Source organism: Pseudomonas sp. NDM (genome assembly GCF_003105095.1).
GTDB classification, from domain to species: Bacteria; Pseudomonadota; Gammaproteobacteria; order Pseudomonadales; family Pseudomonadaceae; genus Aquipseudomonas; species Aquipseudomonas moraviensis_A.
In genome coordinates this window covers 16,623-31,668 of record NZ_QETJ01000018.1, presented here as the reverse complement: position 1 = coordinate 31,668, position 15,046 = coordinate 16,623, and the positions used below count along the sequence as shown (strand labels likewise).

The window sequence follows — 15,046 nt, the reverse complement described above, 5'->3', positions numbered from 1 at the left end:
AATAGGACGTTGCATGACCGATCACGCTTTGCTTCTGGTCAACCTGGGCTCTCCGGCCTCCACCTCGGTGGCCGATGTGCGCAGCTACCTCAATCAATTTCTGATGGACCCGTACGTGATCGATCTGCCGTGGCCGCTGCGGCGGCTGCTGGTGTCGCTGATCCTGATCAAGCGTCCCGAGCAATCGGCCCATGCCTATGCGTCGATCTGGTGGGAGGAAGGCTCGCCGCTGGTGGTGCTCAGCCGCCGCTTGCAGGAGCAGATGACCCGAACGTGGAAACACGGCCCGGTGGATCTGGCGATGCGTTATGGCGAGCCCTCGATCGAAACCTGTCTGCTGCGTCTGGTGAAGGCCGGACACCGGAAAATCACGCTGGCGCCGCTGTATCCGCAGTTCGCCGACAGCACCACGACCACGGTGATCGAAGAAGCCCGACGCGTGCTGCGCGAGAAGAAACTCGACGTGCAGCTGTCGATCCTGCAACCGTTCTACGATCAGCCGGAATACATCGAAGCACTGGCCGCCAGCGCGCGCCCACACCTGCAGCAGGATTACGACCATCTGCTGCTGAGCTTTCACGGCTTGCCTGAGCGGCATCTGAGCAAACTCGACCCGACAGGCAATCACTGCCTCAAGGGCGCCGATTGCTGCCAGACCGCCTCTGCGGCGGTATTGGCGACCTGTTATCGCGCGCAGTGTTTCCGCACCGCCGCCGCCTTCGCCAAAACCATGGGCCTGGCGGACGGCAAGTGGTCGGTGTCGTTTCAGTCCCGCCTGGGCCGGGCGAAATGGATCGAGCCGTACACCGAAGCGCGGCTGGATGAACTGGCGAAAAGCGGGGTGAAAAAGATTCTGGTGATGTGCCCGGCGTTCGTCGCCGATTGCATCGAGACGCTGGAAGAGATCGGCGATCGCGGCAAGGAACAGTTCCGCGAAGCGGGGGGCGAGGAACTGGTGCTGGTGCCGTGCCTGAACGACGACTCGCAATGGGCCAAGGCTTTGGCGACGCTCTGCGAACGCGCGCCGCTGGCCCTTTAAAGCAAATCGCGAGCAGGCTCACTCCTACAGGTATTGCGTTGACCTTGTAGGAGTGAGCCTGCTCGCGATAGCTATCTGTCAGGCAGTAAAAATCTTCAGGCGTTAAATCAGCGGCTCATCCGCCTTCTTGTTCTTCCAGCCGTCATTACCCGGCAGGATCAGGTTCAGCGCAATCGCTACCACCGCGCACAGCGCGATGCCTTTGAGGCCGAAGTCGTCCGGACCGGTGCCGGTGCCGACCAGCACGCCGCCAATGCCAAACACCAGCGTCACCGAGACGATCACCAGGTTGCGCGCTTCGCCCAGGTCGATCTTGTGGCGGATCAGGGTGTTCATGCCCACCGCCGCAATCGAACCGAACAACAAGCACAGAATCCCGCCCATCACCGGCACCGGAATGCTTTGCAGCAGCGCGCCGAACTTGCCGATGAACGCCAGGGTGATGGCGAAGATCGCCGCCCAAGTCATGATTTTCGGGTTGTAGTTCTTGGTCAGCATCACTGCGCCGGTGACTTCGGCGTAAGTGGTGTTGGGCGGGCCACCGAACAGGCCGGCGGCGGTGGTGGCGATACCGTCACCAAGCAGGGTGCGATGCAGGCCCGGCTTCTTCAGGTAATCGCGACCGGTCACGCTACCCACGGCAATCACGCCGCCGATGTGCTCGATCGCCGGAGCCAGTGCCACCGGAACGATGAACAGAATCGCCTGCCAGTTGAACTCCGGCGCGGTGAAGTGCGGCAAGGCGAACCAGGGCGCGGCAGCAATTTTCGCCGTGTCGACCACGCCGAAATAGAACGACATGGCAAATCCCACCAGCACGCCGGAAATGATCGGCACCAGACGAAAGATGCCCTTGCCGAACACTGCCACGATCAACGTGGTCAGCAGCGCCGGCATGGAAATCATCATCGCCGTCTGATAGTGGATCAGCTCGGTGCCGTCACCGGCCTTGCCCATCGCCATGTTCGCGGCAATCGGCGCCATGGCCAGGCCGATGGAAATGATCACCGGACCGATCACCACCGGTGGCAGCAACCGGTCAATGAAGCCGGTGCCTTTGATCTTCACGGCCAGGCCCAGGAAGGTGTAGACGAAACCGGCCGCCATCACTCCGCCCATGGTCGCGGCGAGGCCGAACTGGCCCTTGGCGAGGATGATCGGTGTGATGAAAGCGAAGCTCGACGCGAGGAACACCGGCACCTGACGCCCGGTGACGATCTGGAACAGGATCGTCCCCAGACCTGCGGTAAACAGTGCCACGTTCGGGTCCAGGCCCGTGATCAGTGGCATCAGCACCAAAGCGCCGAAAGCCACGAACAGCATCTGCGCGCCGGACAGCACCGTGCGCCAGAGCGGATCGTTGAACTCTTGCTGCATGGTTACGCGTCCTTCTGCTTGGTGCCGAAGATCTTGTCACCGGCGTCGCCAAGCCCAGGAATGATGTAGCCGTGCTCGTTCAAGCGCTCATCGATGGATGCGGTGTAGATGGTCACGTCCGGGTGCGCCTGTTCTACGGCGGCAATGCCTTCCGGCGCGGCGACCAGAACCATGGCGCGGATGTCGCGGCATCCGGCCTTTTTGAGCAGGTCGATGGTGGCAACCATGGAACTGCCGGTGGCGAGCATCGGGTCGATGATCATCGCCAGGCGTTCGTCGATTTCCGGTACCAGTTTTTCCAGATAGGTGTGCGCTTGCAGGGTTTCTTCGTTGCGGGCCACGCCCACGGCGGAGACCTTGGCTCCCGGAATCAGGCTGAGCACGCCTTCGAGCATGCCGATGCCGGCACGCAGGATCGGCACGACGGTGATCTTCTTGCCGGCGATCTTCTCCACCGACACAGTGCCGCACCAGCCGGCAATGTCGTAGGATTCGAGCGGCAAATCTTTTGTAGCTTCATAGGTCAACAGGGCGCCGACTTCCTGAGCGAGCTCGCGGAAATTCTTGGTGCTGATGTCAGCGCGGCGCATCAGGCCGAGTTTATGACGGATCAGCGGATGGCGGATCTCGAGGATGGGCATGGGAAAGGCTCCGGCGGCGGGCAAAAAAACCGGCCTAGATTAATCTATCCGAGGGTGATGTCCTATAGGACATTCTGTACGTTAGTCCATAAGAGCTTGATTCGACCTCGCGGGATGCGTACCTTTGCCCGCTTTTCCAATTCCGCCTACCCCCTGGAGAGCGCCATGTCCGCTGATCTCGAGCATATCCGTCAAATCATGCGAGAGGCTGACTGCCTGTACACCGAGTCTGAAGTCGAGGCGGCCATCGCTCGCGTCGGTGCACAAATCAACGAACAACTGGCTGACAGCAATCCGGTGGTGTTCTGCGTGATGAACGGCGGCCTGATCTTCTCCGGCAAACTGCTGACGCATCTGCAATTCCCGCTGGAAGCGTCCTACCTGCACGCGACCCGTTATCGCAACGAAACCAGCGGCGGCGATCTGTTCTGGAAAGCCAAGCCGGAAGTCTCGTTCATCGACCGCGACGTGCTGATCATCGACGACATCCTCGACGAAGGTCACACCCTGGGCGCGATCATCGACTTCTGCAAACACGCCGGCGCACGCAAAGTGCACACCGCCGTGCTGATCGACAAGGATCACGACCGCAAGGCGCGTCCTGACCTGAAAGCCGATTTCGTCGGCCTGCCGTGCATCGACCGCTATATCTTCGGTTATGGCATGGACTACAAAGGCTACTGGCGCAATGCCAACGGGATTTACGCCGTTAAAGGCATGTAAGCAAGATCAAAAGATCGCAGCCTTCGGCAGCTCCTACATGGGATTGATGTACACCCTGTAGGAGCTGCGGAACGCTGCGATCTTTTGCTTTTAATCCCGTGCTAGAGTGCCCGGCCCCGCCCTCCGGAGTCCGTCATGCGCCTCTTGATCCGCAGTCTCGCCGCCTCGTTGCTGATTCTCAGCCTGCCCTTGTCCGCCGCGCCGATGCACAGCCAGTTCCTGCCGCCGGACGATCTGACCCTGCGCGACGCCGAGCCTGAGCAGCAGCAACTGCTGCAGGTCAGCGAGTATTCAGTGGTGGTCGGTGCGCAGCGCCAGTCCAGTCAGCAGCCGATTCCGGTCACCTCGTCCTTGTTGATCCGCCTCAAGGGCAAATCGCTGAACAAAGGCGCGACCATTGCTCAGGTGCTGGTGAGTTTCGACGGCGAAAGCAAGAGCCTGAAAAAACCGGCCTACGACGAAAAAAGCAAAACCCTGACGCTGTTCTATCCACTGGCGCAATACCGTGTGGTGATGGATCTGCTGCGCAACGACACGGTGTATGTGCAGTTCCTCAGTTATGCCAACGGCCATATCTGGGCGGATTTGCACACCGGTGCGATTCGTCCGCGTTGAGCCGGGCGGTCCGGCAGGGGTAAACTGCCCGCCCCGTGTCATGTCTGCGAGCTGGAGTCGGCAATGCGTAAAGATAAGAAACAAGTGATTGGTGACGAGATCGGCGATGAGCAGATCAAGCTGTTCCTCGATTTTGAACCGGTCGACGCCACTTCGCCGTCGCTGCACAAACTGATCAAGGCGTATCGTGGCCTGCGTATCGATGATTTCGAGCGTTTTCTGGGCTTCTTCGTCGCGGCCGGTTATGACGTTGATGGCAAGGACGAGCAGGGCCAGACTTTTGTTGATCACATCAAGGATCAGCGTAATGCCGCCGAGTACATCGAGTTGATCGAGAAGGCGCGCGGTTAAGGTCAAAAGACAAGATCAAAAGATCGCAGCCTTCGGCAGCTCCTACACGGGATTGATGTATACCCTGTAGGAGCTGCCGAAGGCTGCGATCTTTTGATTCTGGCAGGCAAAAAAAACGCCCCGAATGGGGCGTTTTTTTATGCAAGGAGATCAAGCAAAGCTTGGCGTCTCGCTGCTTTCCTCAACCAGTTCCAGGGCGATGTTGTTCTGCGTGTTGATCTTGCGATACAGCGCAGCATCGGTTTCCAGAACCTTTTCACGGGCCGGGAAGATTTCTGCCAGTTTAGCGGCCCACTCGCCGGACGCCTTGCCCGGGAAGCATTTCTCGATCAGCTCGAGCATGATCGAAACGGTCACCGACGCGCCTGGCGATGCGCCAAGCAGAGCGGCGAGGGAGCCGTCTTTCGCCGCGACCAGTTCGGTACCGAACTGCAGAATGCCACCCTTTTTCGGGTCCTTCTTGATGATCTGCACCCGTTGACCGGCCACTTCCAGGCGCCAGTCTTCGGCTTTCGCCTGCGGGTAGAAGCGGCGCAGGGATTCCAGACGCTGCTCCATCGACTGCATCACTTCGCTGACCAGGTACTTGGTCAGGTCCATGTTGTTTTTTGCCACCGCCAGCATCGGCCCGATGTTGCCGGCGCGCACCGACATCGGCAGGTCCATGAAGGAGCCGTGCTTGAGGAACTTGGTGGTGAAGCCGGCGTATGGCCCGAACAGCAGGGATTTCTTGCCGTCGACGACGCGGGTGTCGAGGTGCGGCACCGACATCGGTGGCGAACCCACGGCCGCCTGGCTGTAGACCTTGGCCTGGTGGTGCTTGACCACTTCCGGGTTATCGCAACGCAGCCACTGGCCGCTGATCGGGAAGCCGCCGAAGCCTTTGCTTTCTTCGATACCCGAAGCCTGCAGCAACGGCAGGGCCGCGCCACCGGCACCGAGGAAAACAAACTTTGCGTCGACTTCGCGGGTGTTGCCGTTGTTGACGTCCTTTATGCTGACGGTCCAGCCGGCGCCGTTACGCTTGAGGCCAGTTACGCGCTTGCAGTATTTGACTTGAGTGTCCGGGGCGCTGCTCAGGTGCTTGAGCAACTGATTGGTCAGGGCGCCGAAGTTGACGTCGGTGCCGTTCATCACGCGGGTCGCGGCGAGGACTTCGTCCGGCGAGCGGCCCGGCATCATCAGCGGCATCCACTCGGCCATCTTGCCTTTGTCTTCGGTGTACTCCATGTCGGCAAACGCGTGGTGCTTGCTCAGGACATTGAAGCGTTCCTTGAGGAACGACACACCGCTCTCGCCCTGAACGAAACTCAGGTGCGGCACCGGGCTGATGAAGGATTTGCACGAGCCGAACGTGCCTTTTTTGGTCAGGTACGACCAGAACTGCTTCGACACCTCGAACTGGGTGTTGATGTGCACGGCTTTCTTGATGTCGACGCTGCCGTCGGCGGCCTGTGGCGTGTAGTTCAGCTCGCACAGGCCGGCGTGGCCGGTACCGGCGTTGTTCCATGGATTGGAACTCTCGGCAGCACCGGAATCCATCAGCTCGACGACTTCCAGCTTGATCGCGGGGTCGAGCTCTTTGAGCAGTACGGCCAGGGTGGCACTCATGATGCCGGCCCCTACCAGAACTACGTCGACTGCTTCGTTATGCGCCATTTAACGCGTCTCCCAAATCTGCAGCACCAAATTGTCGGCATGGCTGCCAGGCGTTCCAGGGCAGGTCAGTGGCCCGGGCTATCCGTGGTCAGGTTGGCCATGTCCGAATCTTCGCAATTTTTCGCAACTTCGACGGATGCGTGCGGCCTGGTTTCAAGCGTTCCATGAACGCATTTTCGCCCGGGGCTGGCAATTCGACTTATGGTCGAGACATCCGTTTTCGTGCAACCAAATCCGTAGCGGACAGGCTTCAGGCTCCGGTATTCGAGGTATACCCGGTCCTGTGTCGTTGGGCTGTTTCAGACGCTAATGGTGCATGTTCAGACGCAAAACTATTCATTTGCTCGCCACACTCTTGTGAAGTTGTGAAAACCCGTTTTTTTCACGCTCTTTTGAAGACGTGAACCTCAAAAAGGGCTGCCTTGGCCTGGCACCTGCCCGCAAGGGCAAAACAACGCGGTGGCCGAGCGAATGACAGCTCTGCAGATTCGCGAAAAGCGGGGTTTTGCCGGAAGAACAGGCAAGCGCGCCAACTTCACTCGATCTGTGTGGGCGGCTCTCTGTGGGCGATTTTGATGTCGATGCATGCGCATTGACGCTGTTGCGGGGCCCGATCAGGAGACGTCCTTATAATCGGGGGGAGATTGTAGCGAAGAAATGCGCGCAGTTGCTCGTGTTTAATGACTTTTATTAGGCATCCGGTCAGATGCTCAACTGCACCTGACCCCGTGCGCGCATTTGTCGCGGTACGACCCGCGCGCTGGCGGGCAATGGCTGGTGCAGCCAGGTCAGGCGGATTTCTTCGATTTCCACCCAGCCGTCTCCCATCGGTTGCAGGCTGCACTGCTTGAAGGCCTGGCAGTGGCCGTTGCGGTCGAGCAGGGCAAAGCTGCGATGCAGCGGGCGCGGGGCGAACAGCGAGATCAGATAACGCATGGCAGAGTTCCTTGAAGGAGGACTGCTGTGAAGCTTGCCGGTGGGCCGTGACGTCGCGGTGTATGGACGGTGAAGAATGTGTGACAGGAACCGCTTTCGGCGGGGTTTGTCAGACATTTCAGTATTCACTGTGCGGCGCTGGTTACGCGCAGTGGCCCACCGCTATACTGCCGGCCTGTTTGTGCCTGATTCTGGAGAGAAGAGCATGTTGCAACGCCTGTTGTTCGGTTTGATCACTGTCGCCGGTTTGACCCTGGCCGGCTGCGCCCACAGCCCGCAACAACTGAATCCGGAGCCGAAGCTGACCACGCAACTGCCAGCGGTCGGTCGCGGTCAGCCGGTCGTGGTGCGTGTGGTCGACGGTCGTCCGTCGCCAACCCTCGGCACCCGTGGCGGTCTGTACCCGGAAACCAGCGCCATCACCGTGCAGCGCGAGCAGATCCTGCCCAAGTTGCAGGCCCAGGCCGAAGCCGCCGTACGCCTGCTCGGCTTCACCCCGACCACCAGCGCACCCAATGCGCCGCAGTTGACCGTGACCCTGGCCGAGCTGAAATACCAGTCGCCGAAAGAAGGCATGTACGTGACCGAAGCAACCATCGGCGCGACCTTCCGCTCCGACGTGCAGAACGCCAACCGCCGTTACAGCGGTCGCTACGGTGCGTCGCTGGACCAGCGCTTCGGCATGGCGCCGAATCAGGAAACCAATACCAAACTGGTCAGCGATGTATTGAGCGATGCGTTGACGCGTCTGTTCAAGGACCCGACGGTGGGGCAGGTGCTCGCTGAGTAATTTTCGGCGGATGTGAAAAAGCCCGGGATCATTGATGATTTCGGGTTTTTTTTGGCTGTCAGGTCTGAGATTTGTGTCGTATGGGAAACCGATTCCCCTCACCCCAGCCCTCTCCCGAGGGAGAGGGAGCCGATCGCGTGTGGTTCAAAACCTGAGTTCGGCTCTGTATCTCAAGTCGGCGTATCTACCGCAAACACCTCGGTCAGTCCCCTCTCCCTCTGGGAGAGGGCTAGGGTGAGGGTGCTTTTGACGTTCAGGCAGCTTGGGAATAGAAATCGAGGACGCTCACTCCGGTCAGCAAATCGGTCTCGGGCAAATCCGCATGCTGATGCCCGCCCAGCGCGCAATACACCAGCCAATGGCGATCCTGGACATTGAAGGCAAGGCTGCCGACCAGGCTTTGCTGGTCGTCGTATGGGGTGATGAGGTACAGGCGATCCTGGTTTTCCGCATGCAGCATGTCGCATTCCATTCGGGTTTCGAGGCGCGCAGGGTGCAGCATCCACGTGACGATGCCATGACACAGGACAGCCATCGGTCGATTGTCTGGTTATTTGTCGCAAAGGCTGGGGCAGGGTGGGCCGGTTTGGGTAGAATCCGCGCCGCGGTCGTCGGTCTGGCGTCTGCCACACCGGTTAAGTTCGAGGTCTGTGATGTCGCTGCACTTGATGACGCTGTTTACCGCCCATCCCGCCAAGTTGATCAATCTGCTGGCCTTGCTGCTGGCCTTTCCGGGCAGTTGGCTGCTGCACGCGACCCGCCGCCGTGAGCAACGCGCCCAGGCCAGTCTCGCCGCCCAGCGCCAGGCGCAGCCGAATGCCGAGCCGATGCTCGATTGGGCAACGTTGCGCATGAACCGGTTTTTCTATCGTTTTGGTTTTGCCTGCCTGGGCCTGGCGCTGCTGGTCTCCTGGATCAGCACCCGCTTTTAAAAGCAAAAGATCGCAGCCTGCGGCAGCTTCTACACAGATGTCTGTAGGAGCTGCCGCAGGCTGCGATCTTTTGATCTTGCTCTGAAAAATTACAGCGGCAACCCAGCCTTGACCCGATACTGATTGCGCACCGGCGTCGCGTATTGCAGCACCAGATACGGGCGATGCTCAGCGGGGCAGGCGTCCAGTCGGCTCTGCCATTCATCCTGCGCCTTGGCCAGTTCGTCGGCCGGGAACACCTCTGCCGCCTTCGGCACGTTCAATTGCGGATCGGCATCCGCCCACTGCGCGTACGCCAGGTAATGCACCGGGAATAGCCGGTAACCGCCGAGAATCTGCTTGTCCATCTCGATCGCCAATTGCTTGGTGTCCTCGAACACCTCGGTGATCGGCGCGGCAAAGTTCACGTGCACCCGGCCCTTGTAGCCGGTGATGCCCTTGGCAATGCTTACGTCATCCTCGCCCGGCGCCTTGGCGTAGGTGCCGGTGGTGGCGCGGATGTACAGCTCGCGGGCCTTGGCCTGGTCGCACGGATCGTACTCATAGCTGATCGACACTGGCGTCACGTTCAGCGATCGGATCACTTCGCCAAACGGCTCGTCCTTGCGGCTCATGTGGAACATCTTGAGGATCGCCGACTCGGTGCGGTCATCGCCATCCTTGGCCCGACCTTCAGCCTGCGCAATCCAGATCGACGCGCAGTCGTTGCGGATCGAGTGGTTGATGTAGGCCGACAGCAGTTGATACGCCGCCATTTTCTCGCGACGGCCGGTGATCGAGCGGTGGACGATGAAGCTCTTGTTCAGGCGCATCAGGTCGCTGACAAACGGCTTCTGCAGCAGATTGTCGCCAATCGCGATTCGCGGTGTCGGCAGGCCGGCGTGATACACGGCGTAGTTGACGAAGGCCGGGTCCATGACGATGTCGCGGTGGTTGGCGATGAACAGGTAGGCGCTGCCGGACTTGAACTGCTCGACACCGGTGTAGGTCACGCCGTCGGTGGCGCGCTCGATGGTGTGGTCGACGTAGTACTCGACTTTGTCCTGTAAGGTAGCCACGGAATTCACGTCGGCAAACTCACGACGCAGCCGATGGGCTATAAGAGGTTTGAGCATCCAGCCGAAGGCACCGGCAAAACGCGGGAAGCGGAAGTGGGTGAGGATATCTAGAAACGCCTTGTCGCCGAGCAGCCTTGCCAGTACCGCAGGTACTTCGCTGTCGTCGTAAGGTCGGATGGCATCGAATTCGCCCATCATGCTCTCTTGTTGGAAACGGCTAGGGTAAGTAAAGGTTTTGATCGAAAACCCGCAGGGCACGGTCTGAAAAGTAGTCAGACAAAAATAGCCCTGCAAATAGACCGGCGATTATACGCACAAGTCACTTGGGAGACCGCGATGCTGGAAGCCGCTGAGTATGAATGTCCGTATTGTGGGGAAGTGGTTGAAACATCCGTGGACCTGTCCGGTGGCGATCAGACTTACATTGAGGACTGTCAGGTGTGCTGCCGGCCGATCACCTTTGTTCTGCAGGTGCACGGTGAAGACTGGTTTCTCGAAGTCTTCAGCGAAAACGAGTGAGGGCCGCGTATGCAGCGCATCTACGAACCGGCAAACCTGATGGAAGGCGAGATGCTCAAGGGCATGCTCGCCAATGAAGGAATCGAGGCGCACCTGATCGGCCGTGATCTGGTGGGCGGTACGGGGGAGCTGCCGATCTTCGGCCTGCTCGGGTTGTCGGTGGACAACGATCAGGCCGAATACGCCCGTGAACTGATCACCGCGTACAATGCCGCGCTGCCGCTGCCCGGCGACGAACCGGAGAGCTTCCCCGGGACGCTGGTCTGTTAGGCTGACGTTCGTTTGATCAAGAGTCGTGTTGCCCCATGTGTGGACGTTATGCCCTGTTTCGCTGGAACCGCGACTTCGCGGCCCTGCCAGGTTTTCCCGCCGATCAGCAGGCGCAGTGGAACATTTCCCCCAATGATTCGGTGTTGATGCTGCGTGCCGACGAAGACGGCCAGCGCACATTGGCCCGTGCGCGCTGGGGCCTGACGCCGCCGTGGCTGACCGATCTGTCGAAAACCCCGGCCCATGCCCGCGCTGAAACCGTCGCAGAACAGCCGATGTTTCGCGAGGCATTGCGTCTGCGGCGCTGCCTGCTGCCGGCCAACGGCTTTTACGAATGGCGCGGCACCCAGCGCAAGCGCCCGTATTGGCTGACGCCGGGGGAGGGCTCGTCGCTGTTTTTCGCCGCGATCTGGGAGGCGTATCCGGTGCAGGAGCAGGTCTGGCTGAGCACGGCAGTGATCACTCAATCGGCGGCGAGTCAGCGGCGACCGTTGATTCTCGATGAAGCGGGGCAGGCTGCCTGGCTGGATCCCGAAACGCCGCTGCATGTGTTGCAGGGTTTGCTCGCCAGCGAGCCGGCGGCGCTGCGCGAGCGGGTGCTGGCGAATCTGGTGAATGATCCGAAATTGAATGGGCCGGAGTGCCTGACCCCGGCTTGATTTGCGTGGATCAAAAGCCCCTCACCCCAGCCCTCTCCCGGAGGGAGAGGGGGCCGACCGAGGTGTCTCGCGTCAGACATCGACCTGAAAGAATCAGTCGATTATGGATTCAGCGAGGACCTGCGGGTCGACGGACTTTTGAAGCATCCCCCAATCGGTCCCCTCTCCCTCCGGGAGAGGGCTAGGGTGAGGGGCTCTTGATCTTTCAAACCTTGAACTGATTGATCAACCGCCGCTGCTGTTCCGCCAGTTTGGTCAACCCGGCGCTCGCCGAACTCGACTCATCCGCACCGCCGGCCACTTCATTCGCCACCTGACCGATATTGATCACGTTGCGGTTGATGTCATCGGCAACCGCGCTCTGCTCCTCGGCGGCGCTGGCAATCTGCGTGTTCATGTCGTTGATCACCGACACCGCCTGGGTAATCGTCTCCAGCGCCTCGGCCGCTTTCGCCGCGTGCTGCACGCTCTCGTCGGTGCGGCTCTGGCTGTCTTCCATAACGCGCACCACATCGCGAGTGCCTTGCTGCAATTGCTGGATCATCGCCTGGATTTCTTCGGTGGCTTTCTGGGTTTTCTGCGCCAGATTGCGCACTTCGTCGGCGACCACGGCAAAACCGCGGCCCTGCTCGCCGGCCCGCGCGGCCTCGATCGCCGCGTTCAGAGCCAGCAGGTTGGTCTGTTCAGCGATCCCGCGAATGGCGGTGAGGATGGCGTTGATGTTTTCGCTGTCCTTGGCCAGCGTCTGCACCACGTCGACAGCCTTGCCGATTTCCACCGCCAGTACGCCGATCGAATTGGAGGTGTCGCGGACGATCTGCATGCCCTGGCTGGCGGCTTGATCGGCGTGGCTCGCTGCTTGTGCCGCCTGGGTGGCGTTGCGCGCGACGTCCTGGGCGGTGGCGGTCATTTCCTGCACGGCGGTCGCCACCTGATCGATCTCGGCCATTTGTTTCTGCACGCCGATGTTGGTGCGGATGGCGATGTCGGCGGTGTGTTCCGAGGAATCGCTGACGCTCTGCACCGAGGTCACCACTTGCGTAATCATCGCCTGCAACTTGGCGAGGAAGGTGTTGAAGCCTTTGGCAATCGAACCCAGTTCATCGCTGCGGTCACTGCTCAAACGCCGGGTCAGATCACCTTCGCCCTGAGCGATGTCATCGAGCATGGCGACCATTTGCTTGAGTGGCCGGGCAATGCCGTGGCCCACCAGCCAGATCACCAGCAGGCCGATGCCGGCGATGATCAGGCCGACCATGGCCATGCCGAAGGTGTCGGATTTGCGCTGGGCATCAAGGTCGCCCTGCAGGGCCTGCAGATCGGCCATTACCGCGTTGAGCGGCAATTGCAGCATCAGCGTCCAGCGCGCGTCGGTCTGGCCGATGCCGAACGGCAGGTACAGCTCGATGCGGCCCTTGGCCTGATTGACCGAATAGGTCACCTCGTCGCGCTTCAGATTGGCGAGGTTGCTGGTCTGCTCGGCGTCGAGGATGTCGCTGACCTTTTCGCCGAATTTGCTCGAATCCTTGGTGTAGGCAACGATCCGACCATTGCCGCCGACCAGGGCCATTTCCCCGGCGCCGCTATAGAGTTTCTGGTTGGCGGCAAGGAGCATGTCCTGAATGAAGTTCACTGACAGGTCGGCGCCGACGATGCCCTGGAACGCGCCGTTGACCATGATCGGTTCGATGAACGAGGCGAGCATGACGATTTTGTCGCCGACCTTATACGGTGCCGGGTCGATCACGCAGGGTTTCTTCGTCTCTTTTGAGCAGAGGTAGTACTCGCTGGCGCGCACGCCCGTGGACAGGGTTTTCTGATCGTCGACATCGGCCAGTTTGTCCACGCCCAGGCTGCCATCGGTATTGCGGAACCACCACGGCAGGAAGCGCCCGTTGGCCGGATCGATGCCGACCACGGCGCTGCCGACGTAGGCCGCGTCATTGTGGTCCAGTGCGTTTTTTTCCCAGCCGATGTAGGTGCCGAGAATCTTCGGATTCTTTTCGACGTTTTCCTTGATCAGGCTGATCAATTGTTCGCGGCTGAGGCTCAGGCGCGGCTGGCCATCGGCGCCGTTTGTGCCGAGCAGGGCGTTGACGCGAACCAGGCCGCCGGCGATCAGCAGCGGCGCTTCTAGTTCGCGCTGGATCTGGCTGACCTGAGTCTGGGCCAACGAGGTCAGGCGCTGCTCGATCACTTGCTCGAACTGCGCCTGGGTGCGCTGTTGCACCATTTCTTGAGTGCGAGCGCCGGAGAACAGTGCATACAGCACCAGCGCCGCGACCACGCTGAGAACGATGGCGCCGGCCAGGGCGGCGACGGAAAACTGGATCGACTTGAACTTCATGGGAGCTCCGCACGCAAGAGGACAATCTGCGAGGGATTTATCGGCGGCGCGTGCAGGGCCATGAGAGACGTTGGTCGGAATCGCCGCGCGATGTCGTGGATGGATCGGTGCACGGCGGATTCAATGCGCGTTGAGGAATTTCCACCGCGTCTTGCGGCCATAGGTGAATGTACGCGCAATGCGTCCGGTGTATCTGGCGCCGATACCATTAGCCGCCTAGGATACGCCTCAGGTTTTCAGGGAGTTTTTGAATGAACAAGACATTGGTTACAAGTGCACTGAGCGCAGCGCTGTTGCTGGCCGGTTGTCAGTCGGTCAACACCACCAGCGGCGGTGCCGTGGGCGTGGAGCGCAAGCAGTACATGTTCAGCATGCTGTCCTCGCAAGAGGTCGACCAGATGTACGCGCAGTCGTATCAGAAGACCGTCGGCGAGGCGTCAAGCAAAGGTGTGCTGGACAAGACCAGCCCGGAAGCCAAGCGCGTGCAGACCATCGCCAACCGGCTGATCGCCCAGGCACCGACCTTCCGCCCGGACGCGGCGCAGTGGCAGTGGGAAGTCAATCTGATCAAGAGCGATGAGCTCAACGCCAACTGCGGTCCCGGCGGCAAGATCATTTTCTACACCGGGCTGATCGACAGCCTGAAACTCACCGACGACGAAATTGCCGCGGTCATGGGCCATGAAATCGCCCACGCCCTGCGCGAGCACGGTCGTGAAGCGATGTCCAAGGCTTATGGCATGGAGATGGCGAAGCAGGGCGCCGGTGCGTTGTTCGGGCTGGGTCAGGACAGCCTGGCGCTGGCCGACACCGTGGCCAACTACGGCATGACCTTGCCCAACAGCCGCGCCAACGAAAACGAAGCCGACCTGATTGGTCTGGAGCTGGCTGCCCGCGCCGGTTACAACCCGAACGCGGCGATCACCCTGTGGGACAAGATGAGCAAGGCTTCCGAGGGCGCGCCACCGGAATTCATGAGCACTCACCCGGCATCGAGCAGTCGCATTGCGGCGTTGCAGGCAGCCATTCCGAAAGTGATGCCGCTGTACGAAAAAGCCCCGAAATCCTGAGATTGACGGGGCCATTGTGGCGAGGGAGCTTGCTCCCGCTCGGCTGCGCAGCAGTCGTAA

17 protein-coding genes and 1 pseudogene are annotated in these 15,046 nt (G+C 60.4%); 10 read left to right on the top strand and 8 right to left on the bottom strand.

Annotated features, from left to right (window positions below; translation table 11 throughout):
• The first annotated feature begins 13 nt into the window (after nucleotides 1-13).
• Complete coding sequence (gene hemH / locus DCO47_RS06940) at nucleotides 14-1,039, top strand: ferrochelatase (protein WP_116657780.1); 1,026 nt, start codon at nucleotides 14-16, stop codon at nucleotides 1,037-1,039.
• A 102-nt stretch (nucleotides 1,040-1,141) separates the two neighbouring features.
• Here hemH and DCO47_RS06935 read toward each other — a convergent pair whose 3' ends face one another.
• Together DCO47_RS06935 and upp are read right to left on the bottom strand one after the other, a co-directional pair.
• Nucleotides 1,142-2,416: a uracil-xanthine permease family protein gene (locus DCO47_RS06935; protein WP_027612217.1), complete on the bottom strand. Its 1,275-nt coding sequence runs from the start codon at nucleotides 2,414-2,416 to the stop codon at nucleotides 1,142-1,144.
• A gap of 2 nt (nucleotides 2,417-2,418) precedes the next feature.
• Nucleotides 2,419-3,057, bottom strand: a complete 639-nt coding sequence (upp, locus tag DCO47_RS06930; RefSeq protein WP_024014279.1) for a uracil phosphoribosyltransferase — start codon at nucleotides 3,055-3,057, stop codon at nucleotides 2,419-2,421.
• A 165-nt stretch (nucleotides 3,058-3,222) separates the two neighbouring features.
• Between upp and DCO47_RS06925 the strand changes: the two genes are divergently transcribed.
• The 3 genes from DCO47_RS06925 (at nucleotide 3,223) to DCO47_RS06915 (ending at nucleotide 4,746) form a co-directional block, all read left to right on the top strand.
• Complete coding sequence (locus DCO47_RS06925; RefSeq protein ID WP_016773231.1) at nucleotides 3,223-3,780, top strand: hypoxanthine-guanine phosphoribosyltransferase; 558 nt, start codon at nucleotides 3,223-3,225, stop codon at nucleotides 3,778-3,780.
• A gap of 135 nt (nucleotides 3,781-3,915) precedes the next feature.
• Entirely contained in the window at nucleotides 3,916-4,395 is a 480-nt protein-coding gene (locus DCO47_RS06920; RefSeq protein WP_116657779.1) for a hypothetical protein, read from the top strand.
• Between the two features lie 63 nt (nucleotides 4,396-4,458).
• Nucleotides 4,459-4,746 carry a PA4642 family protein gene (locus DCO47_RS06915; RefSeq protein ID WP_042609721.1) on the top strand — a complete coding sequence of 96 codons (288 nt, stop codon included), beginning with the start codon at nucleotides 4,459-4,461 and terminating at the stop codon, nucleotides 4,744-4,746.
• Between the two features lie 150 nt (nucleotides 4,747-4,896).
• Here the strand turns inward: DCO47_RS06915 and mqo are convergent, their stop codons facing one another.
• Nucleotides 4,897-6,405 carry a malate dehydrogenase (quinone) gene (gene mqo, locus DCO47_RS06910; RefSeq protein ID WP_064362137.1) on the bottom strand — a complete coding sequence of 503 codons (1,509 nt, stop codon included), beginning with the start codon at nucleotides 6,403-6,405 and terminating at the stop codon, nucleotides 4,897-4,899.
• Nucleotides 6,406-7,107: 702 nt separating this feature from the next.
• The gene (locus DCO47_RS06905; protein ID WP_064362138.1) at nucleotides 7,108-7,341 is read right to left on the bottom strand and encodes a hypothetical protein; all 234 of its coding nucleotides are present in this window, start codon (nucleotides 7,339-7,341) and stop codon (nucleotides 7,108-7,110) included.
• A 205-nt stretch (nucleotides 7,342-7,546) separates the two neighbouring features.
• Between DCO47_RS06905 and DCO47_RS06900 the strand changes: the two genes are divergently transcribed.
• Complete coding sequence (locus tag DCO47_RS06900) at nucleotides 7,547-8,131, top strand: YajG family lipoprotein (RefSeq protein WP_042609724.1); 585 nt, start codon at nucleotides 7,547-7,549, stop codon at nucleotides 8,129-8,131.
• A gap of 253 nt (nucleotides 8,132-8,384) precedes the next feature.
• On the opposite strand, the gene DCO47_RS06895 is transcribed toward DCO47_RS06900, so the two are convergent.
• Nucleotides 8,385-8,591, bottom strand: a complete 207-nt coding sequence (locus tag DCO47_RS06895; protein WP_016770662.1) for a hypothetical protein — start codon at nucleotides 8,589-8,591, stop codon at nucleotides 8,385-8,387.
• Nucleotides 8,592-8,784: 193 nt separating this feature from the next.
• On the opposite strand from DCO47_RS06895, the gene DCO47_RS06890 reads away from it, so the two are divergent.
• A complete protein-coding gene (locus DCO47_RS06890) occupies nucleotides 8,785-9,063 on the top strand; it encodes a hypothetical protein (RefSeq protein WP_064362140.1) in 279 nt (92 codons plus the stop codon).
• 89 nt (nucleotides 9,064-9,152) lie between these two features.
• Here the strand turns inward: DCO47_RS06890 and DCO47_RS06885 are convergent, their stop codons facing one another.
• Nucleotides 9,153-10,316 (bottom strand): 1-acyl-sn-glycerol-3-phosphate acyltransferase, encoded by a 1,164-nt coding sequence (locus DCO47_RS06885; protein WP_172667923.1) that lies wholly within the window; start codon nucleotides 10,314-10,316, stop codon nucleotides 9,153-9,155.
• A gap of 141 nt (nucleotides 10,317-10,457) precedes the next feature.
• Here DCO47_RS06885 and DCO47_RS06880 point away from each other — a divergent pair, with 141 nt between their 5' ends.
• Genes DCO47_RS06880 through DCO47_RS06870 form a run of 3 tightly spaced genes read left to right on the top strand, consistent with a single transcriptional unit; the run spans nucleotide 10,458 to nucleotide 11,569 of the window.
• Nucleotides 10,458-10,640, top strand: coding sequence for a CPXCG motif-containing cysteine-rich protein (locus DCO47_RS06880; protein ID WP_042609727.1), 183 nt, complete (start codon nucleotides 10,458-10,460; stop codon nucleotides 10,638-10,640).
• A gap of 9 nt (nucleotides 10,641-10,649) precedes the next feature.
• Complete coding sequence (locus tag DCO47_RS06875) at nucleotides 10,650-10,910, top strand: putative signal transducing protein (protein ID WP_042609728.1); 261 nt, start codon at nucleotides 10,650-10,652, stop codon at nucleotides 10,908-10,910.
• 35 nt (nucleotides 10,911-10,945) lie between these two features.
• Nucleotides 10,946-11,569 carry an SOS response-associated peptidase gene (locus DCO47_RS06870; RefSeq protein ID WP_039761324.1) on the top strand — a complete coding sequence of 208 codons (624 nt, stop codon included), beginning with the start codon at nucleotides 10,946-10,948 and terminating at the stop codon, nucleotides 11,567-11,569.
• A gap of 205 nt (nucleotides 11,570-11,774) precedes the next feature.
• Here the strand turns inward: DCO47_RS06870 and DCO47_RS27520 are convergent, their stop codons facing one another.
• Nucleotides 11,775-12,518, bottom strand: a complete 744-nt coding sequence (locus DCO47_RS27520) for a methyl-accepting chemotaxis protein (RefSeq protein ID WP_371919861.1) — start codon at nucleotides 12,516-12,518, stop codon at nucleotides 11,775-11,777.
• 111 nt (nucleotides 12,519-12,629) lie between these two features.
• Nucleotides 12,630-12,827 (bottom strand): annotated as a pseudogene (locus DCO47_RS27515) (HAMP domain-containing protein); the annotation flags it as partial.
• 1,340 nt (nucleotides 12,828-14,167) lie between these two features.
• Between DCO47_RS27515 and DCO47_RS06860 the strand changes: the two are divergent.
• Nucleotides 14,168-14,986, top strand: coding sequence for a M48 family metallopeptidase (locus tag DCO47_RS06860; protein WP_039761327.1), 819 nt, complete (start codon nucleotides 14,168-14,170; stop codon nucleotides 14,984-14,986).
• The last annotated feature ends 60 nt before the right edge of the window (nucleotides 14,987-15,046 follow it).